At 69.0% G+C, this 21,473-nt stretch carries 18 protein-coding genes and 1 riboswitch; of the genes, 8 read left to right on the forward strand and 10 right to left on the reverse strand.

The window, feature by feature from the left end:
* The first annotated feature begins 58 nt into the window (after positions 1 to 58).
* A complete protein-coding gene (locus BLV01_RS05965) occupies positions 59 to 562 on the forward strand; it encodes a hypothetical protein (protein ID WP_139178525.1) in 504 nt (167 codons plus the stop codon).
* 6 nt (positions 563 to 568) lie between these two features.
* On the opposite strand, the gene BLV01_RS05970 is transcribed toward BLV01_RS05965, so the two are convergent.
* The 8 genes from BLV01_RS05970 to BLV01_RS06000 all read right to left on the reverse strand — a co-directional run bounded on the left by BLV01_RS05970 (position 569) and on the right by BLV01_RS06000 (position 8,950).
* Complete coding sequence (locus BLV01_RS05970) at positions 569 to 949, reverse strand: hypothetical protein (protein WP_139178526.1); 381 nt, start codon at positions 947 to 949, stop codon at positions 569 to 571.
* 245 nt (positions 950 to 1,194) lie between these two features.
* Positions 1,195 to 2,001 carry a LytR/AlgR family response regulator transcription factor gene (locus BLV01_RS05975; RefSeq protein WP_091795287.1) on the reverse strand — a complete coding sequence of 269 codons (807 nt, stop codon included), beginning with the start codon at positions 1,999 to 2,001 and terminating at the stop codon, positions 1,195 to 1,197.
* Positions 1,994 to 3,253, reverse strand: coding sequence for a histidine kinase (locus tag BLV01_RS05980; RefSeq protein ID WP_254782526.1), 1,260 nt, complete (start codon positions 3,251 to 3,253; stop codon positions 1,994 to 1,996). Before BLV01_RS05980 ends, BLV01_RS05975 begins: the two co-directional genes overlap by 8 nt.
* A 642-nt stretch (positions 3,254 to 3,895) precedes the next feature.
* On the reverse strand, positions 3,896 to 4,450 hold the full coding sequence (locus tag BLV01_RS05985; RefSeq protein ID WP_091795290.1) for a hypothetical protein: 555 nt from the start codon (positions 4,448 to 4,450) through the stop codon (positions 3,896 to 3,898).
* Positions 4,447 to 4,761 carry a hypothetical protein gene (locus BLV01_RS25220; protein WP_139178527.1) on the reverse strand — a complete coding sequence of 105 codons (315 nt, stop codon included), beginning with the start codon at positions 4,759 to 4,761 and terminating at the stop codon, positions 4,447 to 4,449. The genes BLV01_RS05985 and BLV01_RS25220 overlap by 4 nt, the downstream gene beginning before the upstream one ends.
* Positions 4,762 to 5,431: 670 nt before the next feature.
* Positions 5,432 to 6,634: a TrbL/VirB6 family protein gene (locus BLV01_RS26140; RefSeq protein WP_175485794.1), complete on the reverse strand. Its 1,203-nt coding sequence runs from the start codon at positions 6,632 to 6,634 to the stop codon at positions 5,432 to 5,434.
* A gap of 44 nt (positions 6,635 to 6,678) precedes the next feature.
* On the reverse strand, positions 6,679 to 7,338 hold the full coding sequence (locus BLV01_RS26145) for a hypothetical protein (RefSeq protein WP_175485795.1): 660 nt from the start codon (positions 7,336 to 7,338) through the stop codon (positions 6,679 to 6,681).
* Positions 7,339 to 7,933: 595 nt separating this feature from the next.
* The gene (locus BLV01_RS06000) at positions 7,934 to 8,950 is read right to left on the reverse strand and encodes a sensor domain-containing diguanylate cyclase (RefSeq protein WP_091795297.1); all 1,017 of its coding nucleotides are present in this window, start codon (positions 8,948 to 8,950) and stop codon (positions 7,934 to 7,936) included.
* 285 nt (positions 8,951 to 9,235) lie between these two features.
* On the opposite strand from BLV01_RS06000, the gene BLV01_RS06005 reads away from it, so the two are divergent.
* From BLV01_RS06005 to BLV01_RS06015, 3 genes are all read left to right on the forward strand, one after another.
* Entirely contained in the window at positions 9,236 to 9,616 is a 381-nt protein-coding gene (locus tag BLV01_RS06005) for a hypothetical protein (RefSeq protein ID WP_139178528.1), read from the forward strand.
* A 199-nt stretch (positions 9,617 to 9,815) separates the two neighbouring features.
* Entirely contained in the window at positions 9,816 to 10,547 is a 732-nt protein-coding gene (locus BLV01_RS26150) for a hypothetical protein (protein WP_175485796.1), read from the forward strand.
* Positions 10,544 to 11,038 (forward strand): DUF2846 domain-containing protein, encoded by a 495-nt coding sequence (locus tag BLV01_RS06015; RefSeq protein ID WP_091795304.1) that lies wholly within the window; start codon positions 10,544 to 10,546, stop codon positions 11,036 to 11,038. Before BLV01_RS26150 ends, BLV01_RS06015 begins: the two co-directional genes overlap by 4 nt.
* 291 nt (positions 11,039 to 11,329) lie before the next feature.
* Here the strand turns inward: BLV01_RS06015 and gcvP are convergent, their stop codons facing one another.
* On the reverse strand, positions 11,330 to 14,188 hold the full coding sequence (gene gcvP / locus BLV01_RS06020) for an aminomethyl-transferring glycine dehydrogenase (protein WP_091795307.1): 2,859 nt from the start codon (positions 14,186 to 14,188) through the stop codon (positions 11,330 to 11,332).
* Positions 14,189 to 14,397: 209 nt separating this feature from the next.
* Positions 14,398 to 14,496, reverse strand: a riboswitch (glycine riboswitch).
* Positions 14,497 to 14,742: 246 nt separating this feature from the next.
* Between gcvP and BLV01_RS06025 the strand changes: the two genes are divergently transcribed.
* The 3 genes from BLV01_RS06025 (at position 14,743) to BLV01_RS06035 (ending at position 17,673) form a co-directional block, all read left to right on the forward strand.
* A complete protein-coding gene (locus BLV01_RS06025; RefSeq protein ID WP_091795310.1) occupies positions 14,743 to 15,174 on the forward strand; it encodes a VOC family protein in 432 nt (143 codons plus the stop codon).
* 54 nt (positions 15,175 to 15,228) lie between these two features.
* Entirely contained in the window at positions 15,229 to 16,491 is a 1,263-nt protein-coding gene (locus BLV01_RS06030) for a multidrug effflux MFS transporter (protein ID WP_091795313.1), read from the forward strand.
* Between the two features lie 273 nt (positions 16,492 to 16,764).
* Positions 16,765 to 17,673: a siderophore-interacting protein gene (locus BLV01_RS06035; RefSeq protein ID WP_091795316.1), complete on the forward strand. Its 909-nt coding sequence runs from the start codon at positions 16,765 to 16,767 to the stop codon at positions 17,671 to 17,673.
* Between the two features lie 810 nt (positions 17,674 to 18,483).
* Here the strand turns inward: BLV01_RS06035 and BLV01_RS06040 are convergent.
* The gene (locus BLV01_RS06040; RefSeq protein ID WP_091795319.1) at positions 18,484 to 20,574 is read right to left on the reverse strand and encodes a phosphocholine-specific phospholipase C; all 2,091 of its coding nucleotides are present in this window, start codon (positions 20,572 to 20,574) and stop codon (positions 18,484 to 18,486) included.
* A 213-nt stretch (positions 20,575 to 20,787) separates the two neighbouring features.
* Here BLV01_RS06040 and BLV01_RS06045 point away from each other — a divergent pair, with 213 nt between their 5' ends.
* Entirely contained in the window at positions 20,788 to 21,468 is a 681-nt protein-coding gene (locus tag BLV01_RS06045) for a vWA domain-containing protein (protein ID WP_091795322.1), read from the forward strand.
* Positions 21,469 to 21,473 lie beyond the last annotated feature (5 nt).

The following is a 21,473-nucleotide window of genomic DNA, read 5'->3' on the forward strand; positions in this document are numbered from 1 at the left end:
GGAGGCCGCCGGCTTCCGGTCCGCACCGCTTCGCAACGACTTTCATTCGTCCACGCCGATGCCGGCGCCGTTTCGCGGCGCGGGCGGCATCGCGTCGGTTCCGGTTTTCCACGACACAGGAGCGACGATGGCAACGATTCGCGCACCGTACTGCGTTTCTTCCGACCCCGCCGCGCGCCGCTGGTGGAGCGAACTGTCCGAAGACAGCAAGCGCGCCTTGCTGCGCAGTTGGGACGACGACGAGCGCGCAGACCCGATCGCCGCGACCGCGCAGCGCGCGGCGCAGCTGTTGAAGCACTGCTTGCGCGAGCAGGCGCATGCGAACCGGCACTGGCAGCCCGACGACGGCCTGCAGCCGCTGCAAGAGCATATGGCGGCGCAGGGGATCGCGCCGACCCAGTTGCACGGCGGGCCCGATCCGCCGATCACGCGTCACTCGGAGATCTACGACAACGGCATGATCTGGAAAATCAAGTACGCGCAGGGGCGTTGGGACCTCGATACCGAAGCGTGTTCCCAAGACGCCCGCGCCCTGGCCGAGCGCTGGGCCGCCAGCGGCTGAGCCGGCTCAGTTCGGCTGCGGCTTGCAGTCCGCGTCCATCGCGGTGGTTGTCTCGCTCGCGCAGACCTTGAATCCCTCGGCGATGCCGACGATCTCGCGCGTCGTGCCCGCGGCCAGCGCGAAACGCTCGGTTGGCTGCGCGCACTGCGGATCCGTTGCGGCGCCCGCCGCCGTCGTCGCCGGACAGCCGCTGCGGAACAGGCTGTAGTGGCACTGCCCGCTGCGGCTGGCCTTGCAATCGAAACGGGCGATGCGTTCGGTGATGCGCACCCGGCTGTCGAGGATGTCGACGCCGTCGATCACGTTGTGGTGCTCGATGGTGGTGCCGCCGACGCTGCAGCCGAACAGGGCGCAGAGGTAGTACAGCAGGGCCATCAGGTTACGCATGTCCGACTCCTTGGTGCGTGGCGCGCGGGCGGCGCGGATGAGGCCGCGCGCCGGGCGGGCGCGCGCGGCCGCTCGCGCCGGTGGGCGGCGCGGGCGGGGCGTTGGCGGTGAGTGCGCTTGCGGGTGGTGCGGTAGCGGCGGCGCGGGCGGCGCGTTGGCTGTTTCGGGCGTTGCGGGTGAGGCTTGGGGCGCGCAGTTGCTCTTTCGGGCGGTGCGGTTCGCGCGGGCGGCGATTGCCGTCCCGGCTACATGCTCTTGAACAAGGCCATGAACGTCTGGCTCACGCTCAGCGTCTCCGGACGCCCGCGCAAGCGCACGGTGCCCTTGCCGCTGTCGTCGCGGACGATGCCGGCGATGGCCTTGAGGTTGACGATGGTGGAGCGGTGGATCTGCTTGAAGCGTTCGCCGTCGAGGCGGTCGAGCAGGTCGCGGATCGGCGTGCGCAGCAACGCTTCGCCTTCGGCGGTGACCACGGTGGTGTACTTGTTGTCGGCGCGGAAATAGACCACGTCGTCGACCAGGATCAGCCGGGTCTCGCGGCCGGCGCTGGCGGTGATCCAGGTCAGCGCGGGCTTGTCGTCCTGGGCCGGGCGGCGCGCGGCCAGTTGCCGGGCGATCTCGCGCAGCGCGGCGTGGCGGTCGTCGCCGGGGCCGCGGCGCGCGCGCAGGCGGCGCACCGTCACCGCCAGGCGGTCGACGGTGACGGGCTTGAGCAGGTAATCGACCGCGCCGTGCTCGAAGGCGTCGATGGCGTGCTGGTCGTAGGCGGTGACGAACACGACCTGGGTCGCGGGGCTGACGTCGGTCGCGGCCGCGGCGAGGTCCAGGCCGGTGAGGCCGGGCATGCGGATGTCGAGGAAGGCCACATCGGGGCGATGCTCGGCCAGCGCTTCCAGCGCCTGCGCGCCGTCCTCGCATTCGGCCAGGATGCGCAGCTCCGGCCAGGCCTCGCGCAGCGCTTCGACCAGGGCCTGGCGCAGCAGGGTTTCGTCTTCGGCGATCAGCGCGGTGGGGGCGCTGGCGGCGCTCTCGGCGGTGTGCGGCTCAGACACGGGCCTGCTCCTCGCCGGACGGCGCCGGCACGACGATGGTGGCGGCGACGCCGCTGGGGAAGTTGGCGACGATCGACAACTGCGCGCGATCGCCGTAGACCAGCCGCAAGCGCTCGCGCACGTTGTTCAGGCCGATGCCGCTGCCGGAATTGAGCGAGTTCAGGCCCATGCCGTCGTCGGCGACGGTGATCGACACGCCGGACTCGCCGCTGCGCGCGCGGATCCACACGGTGCCGCCGCCGGGCTTGGGTTCCAGGCCGTGCTTGATCGCGTTCTCGGCCAGGGTCTGCAGGATCATCGGCGGCAGCGGCATGGTGCGCAGTTCCTCGGGCACGTCGATCTGGGTTTGCAGGCGCTGGCCCATGCGCAGCTTGAGGATTTCCAGGTATGCGCGCGAGCGTTCGAGTTCGTCGCCGAGGGTGGACAGCGCGTCTTCGGTGCGCGGCAGCGAACGGCGCAGGAATTCGATCAGGTGGCCGAGCATTTCGTCGGCGCGCGGCGGATCGTGGCGGGTCAGGTACTGGGCGCTGGCCAGGGTGTTGTAGAGGAAGTGCGGCTCGACCTGGGCGTGCAGCAGGCTCAGCTTGGCCACCGCCAGTTCCTTCTCGGTGGCGGTGCGCGCGGCCTGGCTGCGCTCGCCGCGGTGGCGCTCGGCCACGCGCCGGGCGATGGCGCGCGACAGCGCTTCGGCGTTCTCCAGGTTGGTGCCCTGGTCGACGCAGAACCAGTCGATCCAGGGGCCGACCTCGGGCTCGCAGATCAGGGTGATGCGGCTGCCGCCGGGGCCGGAATCGATCGTGGCCAGGATCTGGTTGCGCGCCAGGCCGTATTTCCACGACTGCGGATCGGCGCCGTGCAGGTCGAGCATGCGGGCCTGGTCGGCGCGCTGGACCTTGGCGCGCACTTGCAGGCTGTCGCGCACGCTTTCGATGTCCTCGACCCGCGGCAGGTCGCGGATGGCGGCTTCGAGCAGTTCGAAGGTCTCCTCGACCTCCAGCGGCACGTCGATCTGGCGGCGCTGGCGGTTGGCGCGCGTGGTCGCATCGACCCGCTCGGCGATCAGGCGCACCCGGCGCAGATGCGAGAACGCCTTGATCGAGACGTAGATCACCACCAGCAGCGCGATCACGAACAACGGATTGTTGTCCATGCGGTTCATCAGCGGCACGGCCGAGACGATCATCGCCAGCAGCACGAACAGGCCGAACCAGGCGGCGGCGATTCGGGCGACGAAGAACAGGTTGCGGATCACGGGGCGCGTCCATCGGGAGGGCTGGGCGCAGGATAGTGTCCTGGCGCCACAAAGAAAGCGCAGGGCGACGAAACCCCGGGGATGGCGACCGAAACCCGGTCTTGGGGCGGCGAAGCTGGATGGCGGTGCGGCTGGCGATGCGGCTGGGTGGCGATGCTGCCGGACGGCGGTTGGGCGGCGCAGGGGCGAAGAGGCGTGGGCGCGCAGGGGCGGGGCCTGATTGCGCTGGACGCTCTGGGGGCGTGGGACGCAGGGGGCATGGCGGCTCGCGCTTGCTGGTGGCGGGGCGCAGCAGGGTGCGGCGTAGTAGGGCGAGATGCCGTGGTACGCGACGCAGCTGGGCGAGACGTAGCCGGGCGAGACGTAAGTCGGGCGAGACGTAAGTCGGGCGAGACGTAAGTCGGGCGAGACGTAAGTCGGGCGAGATGCGGGAGGACCGTTCGACCGGCGCGTGCGGCGCTCAGATCGGAATGCAGGAGCCGGAGTGAAGGAGGGCGCTGTGCAGGAGCGCGTGGTACAGGAAGGCGCGCTCCGGGAGGGCTGCAGGCGCGGCCGCTGCGACCGACGTCGATCCGTGGGCGACTGTATTGCCGGGCGGGTTGTCGTCGCGTTTCGCCTGCGGCCCGAGCGCGCCGGAGCCGGTCAGGCCGCCACGATGTCCCGCCGCGCGAGGCTGCGGACGTGCTCGCCGATCTCCCGCAGCAGCCGGCGGTCGACCGTCGCCATGTGCTGGAGGCGGGCCGCGGACAGGACCAGCACGACGGCATGGACCCGCAACGCCACCGGCACTTCGAAGGTCAGCCCGATCGGAACCACCAGCAGCGCCACCATCGCGGCGAGCATCCAGGCGACGATCGCGGTACGCAGGCGACGACGGCCCAGGCGCAGCAGCTCGGCCAGCCCGGGCAGCGGCGAGGCATTCCAATGCTCGCTCAGGTAGCGGCGCGCCCCCAGCGCGAACCGGGTTTCCAAGGCGGCAGCGCGGCAGTGGACCAGCGTCGCGAGGAAGACCACGGCCCCGGCGATGTAGGTCAGCAATCGACTGTCGGCCTTGGGCGCGAGGAACGCGATGCAGATGCCCAGCACCAGCCACAGCACGCCGGTCCGCGCGCATTCGAAAGCGCGCACGGCCTGGCCGCGCAGCGCCGACAACTCTGGCATGCGCGCCGGCGTGCCGCCCACCGCATCGCCCGTCACGACGTCGCCGCCCGATCGGTCGGCCGATACGGCTGCCCCCCGCCGGCCGGCTTCGCGGCCGCGGGACAGATGCGCCTGTAGGTAGGAACCCAGCGCAGGTTCGGATACTGCGTGATCGGCTTCCACTTGCCGATGCGCCAGTTGACCGCGATCCAGCCGTCTTGCGGCATGCCGAGCGTGCAGAACAGGAACGGGTTGTTGTTGTAGGGAACCTCGGCGTAGACGCCGGATGGGATATTGTGGGCGGCAGCAGGGGCGACGAACGCAAGAAGGACGATAAAAGCAGCGATCAGGAGATTGTATGTGCGCATGAAGTGTTCCCAAGGCCGTTGGGGAGCAGGCGGTAGCGGCTATCGGATTCGCTCGGGAAGGCTGCAGTCGGAAAAGTATAGGTGGCAGTTCTTGTCGCCTTGGTTCTTGCACCAATCGATTCCGATTCGGCTGGCTTCTTCAACTGAGATCGCGCTGGTGGTGCTGAATACTTTGTCGCCGGTGACTACTGCCGCGCATTGGTCACGATATGTAAGTCTTACCGAGCACTGTGTTCCGCCTTTTTTCTTGCAGGCTTGTAAGGCGCTTTTTGATGCTTGCCGCTCTTTCTGCATTCCCGAAACGGCGCTAACGCCTGTGCCACCGACAGCCAGGTCAACTACGATGGCTCCCCATCGCGACGCCCATGCGGGAGCCGTGGTCGAGGAAGGAGTCGGCTGAGTGTTGTTTCCCGACATGCCGGGGACCGGTACGCACGTCTCCCAGCCTACGCCCCGCTGGATAACTGATCCCGGAGGGCAGGCGCTCCCAGTTGTAGAAAACAGCCATAACAGCGCAAATAAAAACGATCTCGCGGATTTCATTGTCCTATCCTCAATTCAGGTCAGGCTTTTTTGCATGGGTTGCTGTCCGATGGGGAGATGGAACTTGAGGGGACTGCTTGGGTGTCTGCGGAATTTTTTCAGGTGTGTGATACGGCCGCGATAGGCATCATTTTTTCTGTTCTATTTCGGAAATTTTCTTGATGGTATCTGGCGTGGGGCTGAGGCTCCTGGCAGCGCCGTCCGCATGGATGTTGGCGAGAGGGCTGGTTTTTCCTCCTCCTCCATTAATCTTTTCCTCGGGGTTCCGAGGTGGCTGAGGAGATGCATGGCCGGCATTGCCCGGAGAGCCTTGCCCTGACGAATAGCCCGAGTTTTGTGGGCTTCCGGGTGCAGCCGATGAGCTGGATGCGGAGTTCGACCCAAACGCCGAGTAATGCGTAAAGTTCCCCAACACCCCCTGGAAGAAACTCGAAGCCATCGGCGGCACCGAGAGGATCAACACCGTCAGGAAGATCCCCAGCCCGCCCTGCTGCAGCGCCATGGTGTTCACGCCCGGCGAGTCGCCCGCGCCCAGGGCCATCATCGTCATGTACTGCGCGGCGAAGTTCGCGGCCACCGCGCCGACCATCTTCATCGCCACGGTCACGGTGAAGCTCAGCACCGCCAGCGAGAACATCGTGCCGATGCCGTACTGCAGCCAGCGGGCGAACATCGATTTGGTCTGGTCGAACATCAGCGCGAGGATGAACAACGGGCCCAGGCCGACGAACAGGGCGAGGGCGAACTTGTACATGACCAGCAAGGCGCCGCCGACCACGGCCGGGCCGGCTACGCCGATGCCGGTCAGCATCAGGGCGCGGTCCTTGTCGTCCTTGATGCCGGGGTTGTCGAGCGCGGGCAGCGCTTCGATGGCGGCCATCGCCAGTTGCATGTTGGTCAGGCCGCGGTCGATGGTCTGGGCCGGGTCCTGGTCGCGGCCGGTCACGCTTTCGGCGATGGCGCGTGGCAAGTCGTCGGTGAGCGTGGCGTAGAGGCTGCTGGTGCCCACCGTCAGCGACGTGGCGACCATCACGATCAGCACGTTGCGCATCGAGCCGACCACCAGTTCCATCATCGAGTTGCGCGACTGGCCGGTCATGACCTTGTAGCCCTGCATGAAGATCCACAGCGCCATCAGCGTGGCGGCCAGCGCGCCGACCCAGTCGGCCATGCCGCGGACCATGGTCTCGCGGAAGGCCAGCACTTCGTTGTCGAGGAAGTCGAAGATGATCTTGAAGAACACCCATTGCCCGAGGCTCTCGAACTGCGCAAGCGGACTGCGCAGCAGGTCCGGCAACAGGGAAAGGGCGGGCGTCCATTGCTCGAACATGCGATTCGTCCTTGGCGGGGCAGGGGGGCGGCGATCGGCGGCGCTTAGCGTGGCCAGCCCTTGCGCTTGGATTTGACCGCGTCCAGCGCGGCCTTCATCGTGGCGATGCCGACCACGCCCGCGGCGACGCGACCGGCCGAACCGCCGCCGCTGCCGCCACCGTCCTTGCCGCGCAGCACTTCGTTGCTGAGCATGTCGCGCACCGCGCGCAGGTAGGCCAGGCGCGCGGTGTAGGCGTCCATGTAGGCGCGGCCCTGCTGGCGATCGGCTTCCATGCGCGAGAGCAGCGCCAGCAGCTTGTTGGTGTTGTCCTGCAGCTTGCCTTGCTCGTCGGCGCCGAGGTCGCCGCGTTCGCGCTCGATCTCCTGCAGCCGCTGCTGGCGGGTGCGGGCGAGTTGGTACATCGTCATCGAGTACTTGTATTGGGCCAGTTCGGTCTTGACGATTTCCTGGCACAGCTGCCATTGCTGCTGCGCCGCGCCCGCGGCGGCGCCGGGGCTGGGGCAACGGTCGTTCACGGTCTTGTTGACCTGGTCGCTGGGCTGGGCGGGGTTGAGCTTTTCTTCCGGCTCCTTGGCGTCGTCGCCGCTCTTGCCCGAGCCGCCGATCTTGGCGAGTTTCTTCAGGTTGCCGTTGACGGTGCCGTCGTCGCCGATGCGCTTCTCGATCTCGGCCAGATGGTCGTTGGCGTGCTTGTCGTGCACTTCCCAGGCGCTCTGGGCGAGCGCGGGGCCGCACGCCAGGGCGCCGGCAAAGACGAGGGCGACGAATCGGCAGGGGCGAGCCCGGCATCGCGCCGGACGCAATGGCGTGCGCGCGGGCGTGGGCGAGAATGCGAGGGGCGTGTGCAGCGCGGCTGCGGCGAGATCGATGCGAGACATGCAGAACGTCCTGTTCCTGGTCCTGGCCTGTAGCGGCGCCGTCGTTCGGCGGCTACGTCGTTGTATGCGCGGGCCCGGCGGATCGCTACGCCGGCGCGGCGAGCGAGCGTCCGGAATCGCGGCGCCGCAATGCGGTCGCGCACGAACAAATGCTAAGCACCGGGCCCGGGGCGCGATAGGCCCAAGCGATATGAATTTTCTAGGTAGGCGAACGCGTATGCGGTGCATACGCATCGAAGAGTGCGTGCACTGGAGAAGTATTTTTTGCGCATCAATCCGCTTGCGCCGCCGGCTCCACAAGGCCGCATCGGCGCCGAGCTACGAGCGAACGCACGCCCGTCCGGGCAACGCGCAAGACTAGGTTTCGGTATCCGCGCTCGGCGTCGCCGGCGACCCCGCGCGAGCGCGCATCGGCGACTCAGTCGCGCGGATGCTTCTTCAGCCGCTTGACGTCGTACATCGCCTGGTCCGCCTTCTCCAGCAGTTCGCCCAGGTCTTCGCCATCGTCGGGATAGACCGCGCAGCCGATGCTGGCGTCGAGCGCGATCGGCCGCTGCTCGAATTCGAAACCGAAGCGCAGCGCCTGCGCCAGCCGCTGCACCTGGGCGATGGCGCCTTCGCGGTGCTCGATGCGCGGCAGGATCACCGCGAACTCGTCGCCGCCGACCCGCGCCACCGTGTCGCCGGCGCGCGCGCTGAGCTTCATGCGCTCGGCGAACTCGCGGATGGCGGCGTCGCCGGCGCGGTGGCCGAGGTTGTCGTTGACCGGCTTGAGCCCGTCCATGTCGAGATTGAGGATGCCCACGCGGCGCGACTCGCGATGGGCCTGGGCCAGGTTGTGGCGCAGGCGGTCGTAGAACAGCGCGCGGTTGGGCAGGCCGGTCAGCGCGTCGTGGGTGGCCTGGTAGAACAGCTCGTTGGTCTCGTACTTGGCGGCGTGGTACATCGCCGCGGCGATCAGGCCCGACATCATGTCGAGCACGCGCAGGTCGTCGTCGTCGAACGCGGTCGGTTCGCGCGACATCACCTTGAGCACGCCGACCACGGTGTCGTGGTGCTTGAGCGGCACCACGATCATCGAACGCAACCCGACCGCGCGGCAGGCGGCGCGATCGACGCGGTCGTCGGTCTCGGAATCCTCGCAATTCAACGGCCGGCCTTCGGCCACGCAATGGCCCGACAGGCTCGCGGCGCGGCGCAGGCGCATGCCCAGGCTGGGTTCGGCGATGCCGGCGGCGGCGCGGTAGACCATCTCTTCGCCTTCGGCCAATTCGACCACGGCGCCGACCGCGCCGGTGAGGCCCTGCGCGCGATGCGCGACCAGCGCCATCACCCCGCCCAGGTCCAGGCCCAGGCGGGCGATCTCGGTCTGCGTTTCGATCACTTTCAACAGGCGCTCGGAGAACGCCTGCAGCTTCGGTTCCTGCATGTTCATGGCATACGCCCCCCGGCGGTGGGGCGCAGTATATCGCTGGGGTGCGGCGGTCTGGGGTCCGCGTTCAGGCGTCGCCCTTGCATGCGAACGGTGCGGCGTGCGCGTAGCGGATTTCGTATACCGCTAAGGGCGTTCGCCATCGAAATGTTCTGCGGCCGCATTCGGCACAGTGGCGCTGGCGCGCGGTTGCGATCATGAAGATCGAGTACGCGACGGACCACAGGGCGCGTCGGAATGTCGGAACGCAGCAGCGCCGACGGCGCGCAATGGCAGGTGCGGCGGTCGTTGGACGCGATCCGCGCCCGGCCGGATTTGCATCTGCCCGACGACGAATCCCTGGCCTCGGCGATCGTGTCGTCGTTGTTGGAAACCGCCCTGCGCCAGGGCGTGGTGCCGCTGGCGCTGCGCGCCGGCGCCGGCTGGCGGGCGATCGGCGCCGACGGCGACGGCGAGCCGTATGTCTTCGAATACCTGGTGCCGCTGCCGGGCGCGATCCAAAACTCCTTCCGCGGCGAGATTCTACTGACGGCATTCGCGCCGTTCTGGGCCGCGGTGGAGCGCGGGCAGGTGGTGCACCGCTCGTCGCGGCGTTTCGACGACGCCAGCCTGATCGACGCGGCGGCGGGTCTCGGTGCATTCGTGGTGCTGGTAGCCGAATCGCCCTGAGCGGCGCGGCCTTCCGCGGCGGCTCGTCGACGGCAATCGCGAATCCGGACTGAGCGCGTGCACCGCTATGTCGGCTGGTGCCGGCGTTCAGCCTGGCCGGGAGGTGTTTGGGTTACGACCCAAAAATTGCGACCCACTTGGCAAAAATCGAGGTTTTGGCTAGCGTGTCGCACACCACGGACGGGCAGGGGAGTCGGGTATGCAGGTGATAACGCGCGCATCGCTGGCGGTTTTGGCGGCGGCGCTGGCGTGTGCGCCGGGTCCTGCGCCTGCCGATGAACCGCCAGCCCGCGCGACGGCTTCCGTGGCCGCTGCCGCGGTCGAGGCGCCCGCTGTGCAGGCGACGTCGGAAGCGGCGAACGCCGGGCCGGGCGAATCCGCGATCGATACCGCGGCCCCAGCACCCGTCGCGGGCGCCACCGGCGCGATTCCCGCCGACACCGCGATCTGGCTGGAAACCGTGCAACCGCTGAGTTCGGCCACGCTCAAGCGAGGCGAGGCGTTCGCCTTGCGTGTCGCCGAGCCAGTGGTGGTGGATGGGGTGGTCGTAGTGCCGGCCGGGGCTGCCTGCCACGGCGAGGTTATCCATGCCGACCGCTCGCGCGGCGGCGGTCGTGCGGGCGAGTTGTTGTTGGCGGCGCGCTACATCGAACTCGACGGGCGCCGGATCGGTCTGCGCGGTTTCCGCATCGCAGCGACCGGTCAGCAGAAGATGGGCGCGACCATGAGCGTGGCGCTGGTCGGCGGGCCGCTCGCGTTCTTCGTTCGTGGTACGGAGATCGAGATTCCGGCCGGAACCCGCGCCCAGGCGCGCGTGGCCGGCCCCGCGGCCACGACGCCCGCGGGTTCGTCTGCGCCGGCGTCCGCACAAAACATTTCGCAACCGCCCGCATCCGCGGAGTGGTCAATCTCAGGGGAAGTAGTGCAATGAAGTCGAATGCCAGTGTGTTGTTGTTGTCCTTGGCGTTGCTCGCGCCGTGCTCGGCTTGGGCCGCGCAGCAGGCCGAAGCGGCCGCGCCGGCCGCAGCGGCCGAGGAAGGCACCGCGGACAAGGGCAAGAAGGCCAAGGCCAAGGGCGTGGAAATTTCGCCGCCGCAGGCGGGCAAGGGCAAGATCGTGTTCTTCCGCGCGCCGAAGCTGATCGGCGGCGCGATCGGCTACAAGGTGCGCGAAGGCGAAACCGTCATGGGCAACCTGTTCGCCGGCAAGTACTTCGCGGTCGAAGTCGAGCCGGGCGCGCACGAGTACGCCGTGCACGCCGAGACCAAGGACGTGCTGGCGCTGGAAGTCGAAGCCGGCGAAACCTATTACGTGCAGGGCGGCGTCAGCATGGGCGTGCTGGCCGGGCGACCGAACCTGTCGCCGGCCACGAAGGTGGATTTCGATGCGATTTCGGCCAAGTTGAAGGAACGCTCGAAGTAAGCGGCTGCGTTGTGGTTTGAGGAACGAAAAAGCCCCGCGGATGCGGGGCTTTTTCGTCGCGCGTGCGATCGGTTCGGAGCGTTGCTTCGGGCGTTCGCAGTGGCGTCGTAGATCGATTGTCGCGGTCGCGGCTCGCGCCGCTCCTACAGTTGGGCGATGCCGCAACGCAGCTCCCCTGTAGGAGCGGCGCAAGCCGCGACCACGCAACCACGGGTACCTCGCAAGCCGATTCCTGGACGCAAAAAAAGCCCCGCGAATGCGGGGCTTTTTTCTCGCACGATCCGCCGAAAATTACGCCTCGACTTCTTCCTTATACGCATCCACCGGAATACAAGCGCACATCACGTTCTTGTCGCCATACACATTGTCCACGCGCGACACCGGCGGCCAGTACTTCTGCAGCTTCAGCGACGGCAGCGGGAACGCGGCCAGTTCGCGCGGGTAGGCGCGGGTCCACTCGCTGGCGCTGACCTGGGTGGCGGTGTGCGGAGCGTGCTTGAGCGGGTTGTCCTCGCGGTCCAGGCGGCCGTCTTCGACCGCGCGGATTTCGTCGCGGATCTGGATCATCGCGTCGATGAAACGATCCAGTTCGTGCTGCGATTCGCTCTCGGTCGGCTCGACCATCAGCGTGCCGGCGACCGGGAAGCTCAGGGTCGGGGCGTGGAAGCCGAAGTCGATCAGGCGCTTGGCCACGTCCTCGGCGCTGATGCCGGTGGCGTCCTTGAGCGGGCGCAGGTCGAGGATGCACTCGTGCGCGACCAGGCCGTTGCGGCCGGTGTAGAGGGTCTCGTAGTGCGGTTCCAGGCGCTTGGCGATGTAGTTGGCGTTGAGCAGCGCGACCTGGGTCGCCTTGCGCAGGCCCTGCGTGCCCATCATCGTGACGTACATCCACGAGATCGGCAGGATGCTCGCCGAGCCGAAGCTCGCCGCGCTGACCATGCCGACCGCGCCTTCGCCGTCGACCGTCTTGGGCAGGAACGGCGCCAGGTGCGACTTGACCGCGCACGGGCCGACGCCCGGGCCGCCGCCGCCGTGCGGGATGCAGAAGGTCTTGTGCAGGTTCAGGTGGGAAACGTCCGAACCCCACTTGCCCGGCTTGGCCACGCCGACCAACGCGTTCATGTTGGCGCCGTCGGTGTACACCTGGCCGCCGTGCTGGTGAATGATCTGGCAGATCTCGACCACCTCTTCCTCGAACACGCCATGCGTGGACGGGTAGGTCATCATGATCGCGGCCAGGCGGCTGCTGTACTTCTCGGCGTTGCGGCGGATGTCGTCGACGTCGACGTTGCCGTTGGCGTCGGTCTTGGTCACCACGACGGTCATGCCGCACATCTGCGCCGAGGCCGGGTTGGTGCCGTGGGCCGAGTCGGGGATCAGGCAGATGTCGCGATGGCTTTCGCCGCGCGAGCGGTGGTAGGCGCGGATCGCCAGCAGGCCGGCGTATTCGCCTTGCGCGCCGGAGTTGGGCTGCAGGCTGACCGCGTCGTAGCCGGTGCATTCCACCAGCATCGCTTCGAGCTCGTCGATCAGCTGCTTGTAGCCGGTGGCCTGGTCGGCCGGCGCCAGCGGATGGATGTTGCCGAACTCGGGCCAGGTCACCGGAATCATCTCGGCGGTGGCGTTGAGCTTCATCGTGCACGAGCCCAGCGGGATCATGGTGCGATCCATCGCCAGGTCCTTGTCGGCCAGCGAGCGCATGTAGCGCAGCAGTTCGTGTTCGCTGTGGTGGGTGTTGAACACCGGGTGCTGCAGGAACGCGGAGCTGCGCTGCAGCGCGGCCGGGATCGCGTCGGCGGTGGACGCGTCGAGCGCGTCGATGTCGAGCTTGGCGCCGAACAGGCCGGCCAGCGCGGTCAGGTCGGCGCGGGCGACGGTCTCGTCGAGGCTGACGCCGACGCTGTTCGCGTCGATCTCGCGCAGGTTGATGCGCGCGGCGCGCGCCTGGGCGTGGACCGCGGCGGCATCGACGCCGTCGATGCGCAGGGTGTCGAAGAAGGCGTCGGCCACCGATACGCCGGCCTGGCGCAGCGCGGCGGCGAGGATCGCGGCCTGGCGGTGGACGCGGCGGGCGATCCGGGTCAGGCCGTCGGGGCCGTGGTAGACCGCGTACATGCTCGCCATGACCGCCAGCAGCACCTGCGCGGTGCAGATGTTGCTGGTGGCCTTCTCGCGGCGGATGTGCTGCTCGCGGGTCTGCAGGGTCAGGCGGTAGGCCGGCTTGCCGTCGCTGTCGACCGACACGCCGATCAGGCGGCCCGGCATCGAGCGCTTGTAGGCGTCGCGGCAGGCCATGAAGCCGGCGTGCGGGCCGCCGAAGCCGAACGGCACGCCGAAGCGCTGGGTGTTGCCGACCACGATGTCGGCGCCGAACTCGCCCGGCGACTTCAGCAGCACCAGCGCGAGCAGGTCGCTGGCCACGGCCAGGATCGCGCCGCGCGCGTGCAGCGCGTCGGCGGTGGCCTGGTAGTCGCCCAGGCCGCCGAAGGTGTCGGGGTATTGCAGCAGCGCGCCGAACACGTCGGCGGTGGCGGCTTCGCGGTCGTCGGCGACCAACAGCTGGATCTCCAGCGGCTCGGCGCGGGTGCGCAGCACTTCCAGGGTCTGCGGGTGCACGTTCTTGGACACGAAGAACGTATCGGACTTGGACTTGGCCGAACGCTTGGCCAGGGTCATCGCTTCGGCCGCGGCGGTGGCTTCGTCGAGCAGCGAGGCGTTGGCGATCTCCATCCCGGTCAGGTCGGCGACCATGGTCTGGAAGTTGATCAGCGCCTCCATGCGGCCCTGCGAGATCTCGGCCTGGTACGGCGTGTAGGCCGTGTACCACGCCGGGTTCTCCAGGATGTTGCGCAGGATGACGTTGGGGGTATGGGTGCCGTAGTAGCCGCGGCCGATGAAGCTGCGGAACACCTGGTTCTTCGAGGCGATGGCGCGGATCTTCGCCAGCGCTTCCACTTCGCTGATCGCCTGCGGCAGGGCCAGCGGCTGGGGGGACTTGATCGAGCCGGGGACGATGGCGTCGGTCAGCGCTTCGAGCGAGGCGTAGCCGACCTGCCCGAGCATGTGGCCGATCTCGGCGTCGTTGGGGCCGATGTGGCGCTCGATGAAAGCGTCGTGGTGCTCGAGGTCGCGCAGGGATACGTTGGTCATGGGCAGGGGCGTCCTAAGGCAGCGTGCGGTGCCGCACGCGAGGCGCCCCTCTGTCCTTTTGCCTGAGAGTTTAAAAGCGTGCTGCGGCGCAGGCCGCTTGGGGGAGGGGTGGGCCGCTGGGGCCGCTCCTGTCCGCGCTCGCTTCGTGCCCCTTCGGCGCCGGTTCCGTCCGCGATGCCGCTGCGGCCGGGCGGTCTCTCCAGAGTTTTGTACACGCGGCGGTCTGGGGCCTGAGCGATTACGGGCGTTGCGCCTTCGGCAGCGGCCGGCCGGGAGGCCCGGGTGGCCGCTTCTCCCACCGCGTGGTCGAAGCGGGGATTATAGCGGCTGGCGGGCGGGGCGGGGCGGGTGGCCGGTAGGTCCCGGTAGCCCCCTGCAGGAGCGGCGCGAGCCGCGGCCGCGGGGTAGCCGGTCGCGTCGTAAGCGCGGTTTCGCGGTCGCGGCTCGCGCCGCTCCTGCAGGGGCTGCGGACAGATCGGAACAAGTCCGCCGCCCGTCCACCGCGCCGCACGGGAGTATGCTGACGCCCCCCATTCATGCGATGAGGCCCGGCCATGCCCGCGCGACCGTTCCGCCTGCTGCAACTCGACCACGTGGTGCTGCGGGTGCGCGACACCGCGGCGATGGTGGCCTTCTATTGCGAGGTGCTCGGTTGCAGCATCGAGCGGCGCCAGGACGAGATCGGCCTGGTCCAACTGCGCGCCGGCGACTCGCTGATCGACCTGGTCGACGTCGAGGGCAAGATCGGCCGCCTCGGCGGCGCCGCGCCGGGCGAGCAGGGCCGCAACATGGACCACCTGTGCCTGCGCGCCGAGCCGTTCGACCGCGCGGCCATCGCCGCGCACCTGGCCGCCCACGGCGCGCGCATCGGCGAGTTCGGCTCGCGCTACGGCGCCCAGGGCGAGGGCCCCTCGCAGTACCTGTACGACCCGGAAGGCAACATGGTCGAGCTCAAGGGCCCGCCCGACGCCCCGGCCGCGGCCTGAGCGCGGGCCGATGAGCGCAGCCCCGATGAACCCGACCTGCCCGAGCGCGGCCGCATGAGCGCGGACGCAGCCAAACCGCCGATCCCGATCCGCCGCCTGGCCCTGCTGCTGGGCGGGCTGGCGATGTTCGGGCCGTTCTCGATCGACACCATCTTCCCGGCGTTCCCGGCGATGGGCGCGCAGCTGGGCGCGGACAAGCTGCAGATGCAGCAGACCATCAGCGTGTACCTGGTGGCCTATGCCTTGATGAGCGTCGTGCACGGGCCGCTGTCGGACGCGATCGGGCGGCGCAAGGTGATCCTCGGCGGGCTGGCGGTGTTCACCCTGGCCTCGGCCGCGTGCGCCTTGGCCACCGACCTGACCGCGCTGCTGTGCTTCCGCGCGGTCCAGGGCTTGTCGGCGGGGGTGGGGCTGATCGTCGGCCGCGCGGTAATCCGCGACCTGCTGCACGGCGACGACGCGCAGCGGTTGATGAGCCAGGTGATGATGATCTTCGGCATCGCCCCGGCGATCGCGCCGGTGATCGGCGGCTGGATCCTGGGCTGGTCGCACTGGCCGGCGATCTTCTGGTTCCTGGTCGCGTTCTCGGTGGCGCTGTGGGCCGCGGTGGCGCTGCTGCTGCCGGAAACCCACCCGCCGCAGGCGCGGCTGGCGCTCAAGCCCAGGCGGTTGATGCGCGACTACGTGGCGATCTTCCTCAACCCGCGCTTCCAGCGCCTGACCGCGGTCGGCGCGTTCAACTTCGGCGCGCTGTTCCTGTACATCGCCTCGGCGCCGGCGTTCGTGCTCGACATCCTCGGCCTCGGCGAACGCGATTTCGCGTGGTTCTTCGTGCCGACCATCGGCGGCATGGTCGCCGGTTCGTTCGTGTCCGGGCGCGCCGCCGGCAAGGTCAGCGGCGACCGCCTCGTCGACATCGGCTTCGCCTGCTGCGCGCTCGCGATCGCCGCGAACCTGGGCTACAACTTCTGGACCGATGCGCCGAAGGTGCCGTGGGCGGTCGTCCCGATGTGCATCGGCGCGTTCGGCATCGCCCTGGTGTTCCCGATCGTGACCTTGTCGATCCTCGACATGTACCCGCACCAGCGCGGCTCGGCGTCCTCGCTGCAGGCCTTCGCCGGGCTGGTGGTCAACGCGCTGCTGGCCGGGGTGATCTCGCCGCTGCTGAGCGACAGTGCGCTGCACCTGGCGGTGGCGGCCTCGGGCCTGACCGCGGTGGCGTGGCTGTTCTGGCGCTGGGAAGGCTGGGTGTCGCGCAACCGCGTGGCGCGGGTGCCGGAGAACGCGGTGGTGATCGAGCCGCAGGATTCGTTGTAGTCGTCGGGTCGCGCCGTCGTGGCGGCCGCCCGCTGTAGGAGCGGCGCGAGCCGCGACCGCGAACCGTGGCTTACGGCGCAAACGGGCAACCCCGCAGTCGCGGCTCGCGCCGCTCCTACATTCGGATGCCCGCCATCGGCCAAGCCCGGCAAGCCCAGGCCTGGCATCGGCGACTAAGCTGTAGCCACCGCGGCGCGCACGGCGCCGCACCGGCAGCCAGGCCGCGCCACGCGCTCCCAGCCATGTGCATACGCTCATGCAGGAGCAACCGCCATGGCCCAACGCGTTCCCTTCCATCTGTTCGACGTCTCGGTGCGCGAGCGCATCGAGCTGAGTCCGTCGATGCTGCGCTTCGTCTTCGCCGGCCCGTCGCTGGCGCAGGCGCGCAGTTTCGGCCCGGACCAGCGCATCAAGATCTTCTTCCCCAACGCCGCTGGCGAGCTCAGCGTGCCGCGCGGCGAGGACTGGTACGCGCGCTATCGCGACCAGCACGAAGCGCAGCGCGCGCCGATGCGCACCTACACTATCCGCGCGCTGCGGCCGGGCGCGACCGAATTGGACGTGGACTTCGCCGCCCACGGCGACAGCGGCCCGGCCTCGAGCTGGGCGCTGCGCGCGCGCCCCGGCGACCGGGTGCTGCTGCTGGCGCCGCACGCCAGCCAGGACGACAGCGGCGGGGTCGAATGGCGCCCGCCGGCCGACGTACGCGAGGTGCTGCTGATCGCCGACGAGACCGCGCTGCCGGCGGTGGCCGGCATCCTCGAATCGCTGGCCGCGCAGCCGCGCCCGCCGAAAGTGCGCGCCTACATCGAAGTGCCGCTGCGCGCCGACGTGGTCGATCTGGTCGGCCCGGGCGACATGCGTATCCATTGGCTGCCGCGCGCCGAACGGCGCGACGAACCGCCGGCCGACTACGGCACGCGCCTGGTCGAAGCGATCCGCGCGGCGCAGTTGACGCCGGCGCAGGCGGACGAGGGCGGCGAGGCGTTGGCGGAGGTGGATGTGGACCGCGAGATCCTGTGGGAACAGGCGGCGGCGACCGCTTCGGGCTTCTACGCCTGGATCGCCGGCGAGGCGGGGGCGGTGATGGCGATCCGGCGGCACTTGGTCGGCGAGCGCGGGTTCGCGAAGTCGGCGATCAGTTTCATGGGGTATTGGCGCAAGGGGCGGGTGTTGGATTGACGCTGCGGGAAGCGATGGACGGGTGGTGCTTTTGCCATTGCTGTCGTTGCTGCTGTTGCTGTTGCCATTCGCTCTGACGCACCCCCGCCCGAGGCCCATGTTCCGCAGACCCGGAGGGCGCGCGCATGGATGCGCGCGTGCGCCGTAGGGGCAGGATGCCCCTTACGGCGCATCCCGGCGCCCGGTGCTGGACCTGGTGGCTAGTGACCTTAGAAAAGCGTTTTTCTTTGGTTACTTTCTTTTGGCGCGCTGCCAAAAGAAAGTAACTCGGCCGCTTGCGGACGAAAGCTCTTGATTGTCGCTTGCCGTCACTCGTCAACGACGGAAGCAGAGTTGCGTATCCGACTGTAGGAGCGGCGCGAGCCGCGACCGCGACAACGCAACTACGACGAAACCTTCGCAATCGCTGCGATGGCGCGGTCGCGGCTTGCGCCGCTCCTACAGGGGGCGTGCCGCGGCGGGTTCGGTCTTTGCGTGTTCGTGCGTTTGACGACAAGCCACCATCCAAAGCTTCCGTCCGCAAGCGGCCGGGTCACTTTCTTTGTCCAAAGCCACAAAGAAAGTAACCAAAGAAAAGGCATTGCTGTTTCGAATCAAGAGCCACCAGGTCCAGCACCGGGCGCGGGGCCGCGCCATAAGGGGCATCCTGCCCCATGGCGCGCGTGCGCATCCATGCGCACGCCCTCCGGGGCTGCGAAGCGTGTCCTTCGCGTGGGGTTTCGTCCAAGCGAAAGGCAACAACAACGGCAGCAACAGCAACAGCAACAGCAAAATTCGGCGCACGGCACTCGCAGCCAAATCAACGAAAACTCAAAGCAAGCCCGGGTCGGTGATCCCGTGCTCGCCGGTCTCCACCCGCCCGGCGATGCGCCGGTAATACTCCGGATCGTTCGCGTCGGTCAGCACGAAGTCGTACCACTGGCAGCTTTCGTCGAGCCGCACCGGCCGGTAGCGCAGCGAGCCTGCGCCCAGCCGCTCCAGGCGCCGGTCGTACAGGCCGTATTGGTCGACCAGTTCCAGCCGCAGCGGCTTGCGCCCGGGGTTGCGCAAGGCCAGCACCAGCTTGCGGTGGCGCACGCGCAGGTCGGGGATCGTGGTCGCGCTGGGGTTGGCGCCGTGCAGCGAACCGCGGAATTCGCGGTAGAAGCCGTTCGGCCCGAACACTTGCAGCGCGTAGGCGCGCTCGCCGCCGCTGCGCAGGGGCCAGTCGCCGTTGAGCGAGCGGCCGGGTTCGACGGTGTAGCGGCGGGGCACCGCGTCCGGGTCGAGCAGGTCGTAGACGTGGAATACCGCGGCGGCGCGGCCGCTGTTGCCGAAACTCAGGCGCAGCGCGCGCGCGTCGCGGTCGAAGCGTTCGCCCACGTGCAGGTCGTACGGCAACGCGCGCGAAGGCTTGATGCCGGCGTCCTGCCGCGCCGCGCTCGGCGTCGCCGGCGGCTTGGGCGCGGGCAGCTTGCTCTGCTCGGCGACGATGCGGTCGGCGTCGCCGGTGTAGGGCAGGGTCGGGATCGGCTCGCGGTTGGGGTTCTCGAAATTGAACGCGGTGGTGAGGTCGCCGCACACCGCGCGCCGCCACGGACTGATGTTCGGCTCGATCACGCCGAAGCGCTTTTCCAGGAAGCGGATCACCGAGGTGTGGTCGAACACCTGCGAGTTGATCCAGCCGCCGCGGCTCCACGGCGAGATCACGTACATCGGCACGCGCGGGCCCAGGCCGTAGGGACGGTCGTAGTAGGCCGCCGGGTCGGCCGAGGTGCCGTGCGAGGGGCCGGTGCGGGCGAAGTGGTGCTCGCCGCGCAGCTCGACGGTGGAGCCGCCGATCGGCTTGCGCTGCGCGTCCAGCGCCGGCGGCGCCGGCGGCGGGACGTGGTCGAAGAAGCCGTCGTTCTCGTCGAAATTGACGATCAGCACGGTGCGCGCCCAGACATCGGGATCGGCGGTGAGCGCATCGAGCACGCGCGCGGTGTAGTCGGCGCCCCAGATCGGCGCCGACGGGCCGGGGTGTTCGGAATACTTGGCCGGCGCGACCAGCCACGATACCTGCGGCAGCTTGCCGCTGCGCACGTCCGCGGCCAAGTCGTCCAGCGTCCAGGTCTTGAGCGCCCTTGAAGCCAGCGCCGAACCCGGCGCCGCCGCGCGGTACTGGCGGAAGCCCTCCAGCGGGTTGTCGGAGAAGTTGTCGTCCATGTCCTGGTACAGCTTCCAGCTCACCCCGGCGCGTTCCAGCCGCTCGGGGTAGGTGGTCCAGAAATAGCCTTCGCCGGCCGGGCCGGAATCGTCGAAGGTGTTGACGATGGCCGGGCCGCCGCGGTCGGCGGCCGGGTTGTTGGTGCCGGTCCACAGGAACAGGCGGTTGGGGTTGGTGCCGGTGAGCTGCGAGCAGTGGTAGGCGTCGCACAGGGTGAAGGCGTTGGCGAGCGCGTACTGGAACGGGATGTCGGCTTCCACGTAGTGGCCCATCGAGCGCTCGGTCTTGGCCGGCAGCCACTGGTCCATCTTGCCGTTGTTCCAGGCCGCCTGGGCGTCGGGCCAGGTGTGCGGGGTGCCGCCGATGCGCTGCGCGCTGGTGGTCTTCGTATCGATGTGCCAGGGCTGGATTTCGCGGCCGTTGGCGTCGCTCTGGCGCCACACCGGCTTGCCGCCGGGCAGCGGGATCGGGAAGCGGTCGCCGAAGCCGCGCACGCCGCGCATCGCGCCGAAGTAATGGTCGAAGGAGCGGTTCTCCTGCATCAGGACCACCACGTGCTGGACGTCGTGCAGGGTGCCGGTGACGCGCGCGGCGGGGATCGCCAGCGCTTTGCGGATCGAGGGCGGGAACAGGTTGAGGGCGAGGCCGGCGGCGCTCGCGCCGGCGGCGCCGCGCAGGAAGCCGCGGCGCGAGGTGTCGTGTTGGTCGGTCATGGCGATCCGGGCGAAGGTCCGCAGGGGAGCGGAGGCTGGGGGATGCGGTGGGCAGTACCGCTTCGGCAGCGTGCTGCGGGCGTATGGCAGTGCGGTGACGGTTCGCCGACCGCGGCGCCGACCTGTGGCGGCGTTCGCGCCGCGGTTGTGCGCGATGGCCCGTCCGGCCCCGCGCTGGCTATACTCCCGGTTCAGTCAAAGCAAGGGAATGTCATGAACGAGACCGCCATCCCCGACGTCGCCCTGGTCGACAACACCGAGCAGCGCACTCCGCTGGTGCTGGTGCTCGACTGCTCCGGCAGCATGACCGGCCCGCCGATGCAGCAGTTGAACGAAGGCCTGAAGCTGCTCGAGGACGAACTCAAGAGCGACGTGATCGCGGCCAAGCGGGTGCGCGTGCTGGTGGTGCGCTACGGCGGCTTCGACCAGGCCGAGCCGGCCGGCGACTGGTGCGACGCGATGGACTTCACCGCGCCGGTGCTGGAAGCGGCGGGCACCACCCCGACCGGGCGCGCGATCGACCTGGCCCTGAGCGAGATCGAGAGCGAGAAGCAGCGCTTCAAGGCGGCCGGCGTGGCCTACACCCGTCCGTGGCTGTTCCTGATGTCCGACGGCGCCCCCACCGACGCGTGGGAGGCTTCGGCGCAGCGCGCGCGCGATGCGGAAACCGCCAACAAGGTGGCGATCTTCCCGATCGCGGTCGGGCAGGGCGACGAGCGCATCATGAGCCAGTTCAGCAGCAAGGGGCCGGGCGGGGTCAAGCGCCTGCAGGGGCTGCAGTTCCGCGAGCTGTTCCTGTGGCTGAGCGCGAGCATGCAGGTGGTCTCGCAGTCGCGTCCGGGCGGCGCTGCGCAGCTGCCTTCGACCGACACCTGGTCCTCGGTCCCGACCTGAGCGGG

Origin of the sequence: Lysobacter sp. yr284, from assembly GCF_900107375.1 — a bacterium.
Lineage (GTDB): Bacteria > Pseudomonadota > Gammaproteobacteria > Xanthomonadales > Xanthomonadaceae > Lysobacter.

Bases quoted from the DNA above. Each gene is read 5' to 3' on its own strand.
- BLV01_RS06015 (WP_091795304.1), top strand. From the start codon at position 10,544: ATGAAGTCGAATGCCAGTGTGTTGTTGTTGTCCTTGGCGTTGCTCGCG.
- BLV01_RS06030 (WP_091795313.1), top strand. From the start codon at position 15,229: ATGAGCGCGGACGCAGCCAAACCGCCGATCCCGATCCGCCGCCTGGCC.
- gcvP (WP_091795307.1), bottom strand. From the start codon at position 14,188: ATGACCAACGTATCCCTGCGCGACCTCGAGCACCACGACGCTTTCATC.
- BLV01_RS06000 (WP_091795297.1), bottom strand. From the start codon at position 8,950: ATGAACATGCAGGAACCGAAGCTGCAGGCGTTCTCCGAGCGCCTGTTG.
- BLV01_RS05970 (WP_139178526.1), bottom strand. From the start codon at position 949: ATGCGTAACCTGATGGCCCTGCTGTACTACCTCTGCGCCCTGTTCGGC.
- BLV01_RS06040 (WP_091795319.1), bottom strand. From the start codon at position 20,574: ATGACCGACCAACACGACACCTCGCGCCGCGGCTTCCTGCGCGGCGCC.
- BLV01_RS06045 (WP_091795322.1), top strand. From the start codon at position 20,788: ATGAACGAGACCGCCATCCCCGACGTCGCCCTGGTCGACAACACCGAG.
- BLV01_RS26140 (WP_175485794.1), bottom strand. From the start codon at position 6,634: ATGTTCGAGCAATGGACGCCCGCCCTTTCCCTGTTGCCGGACCTGCTG.
- BLV01_RS25220 (WP_139178527.1), bottom strand. From the start codon at position 4,761: ATGCGCACATACAATCTCCTGATCGCTGCTTTTATCGTCCTTCTTGCG.
- BLV01_RS26150 (WP_175485796.1), top strand. From the start codon at position 9,816: ATGCAGGTGATAACGCGCGCATCGCTGGCGGTTTTGGCGGCGGCGCTG.
- BLV01_RS05965 (WP_139178525.1), top strand. From the start codon at position 59: ATGCCGGCGCCGTTTCGCGGCGCGGGCGGCATCGCGTCGGTTCCGGTT.
- BLV01_RS06035 (WP_091795316.1), top strand. From the start codon at position 16,765: ATGGCCCAACGCGTTCCCTTCCATCTGTTCGACGTCTCGGTGCGCGAG.
- BLV01_RS06025 (WP_091795310.1), top strand. From the start codon at position 14,743: ATGCCCGCGCGACCGTTCCGCCTGCTGCAACTCGACCACGTGGTGCTG.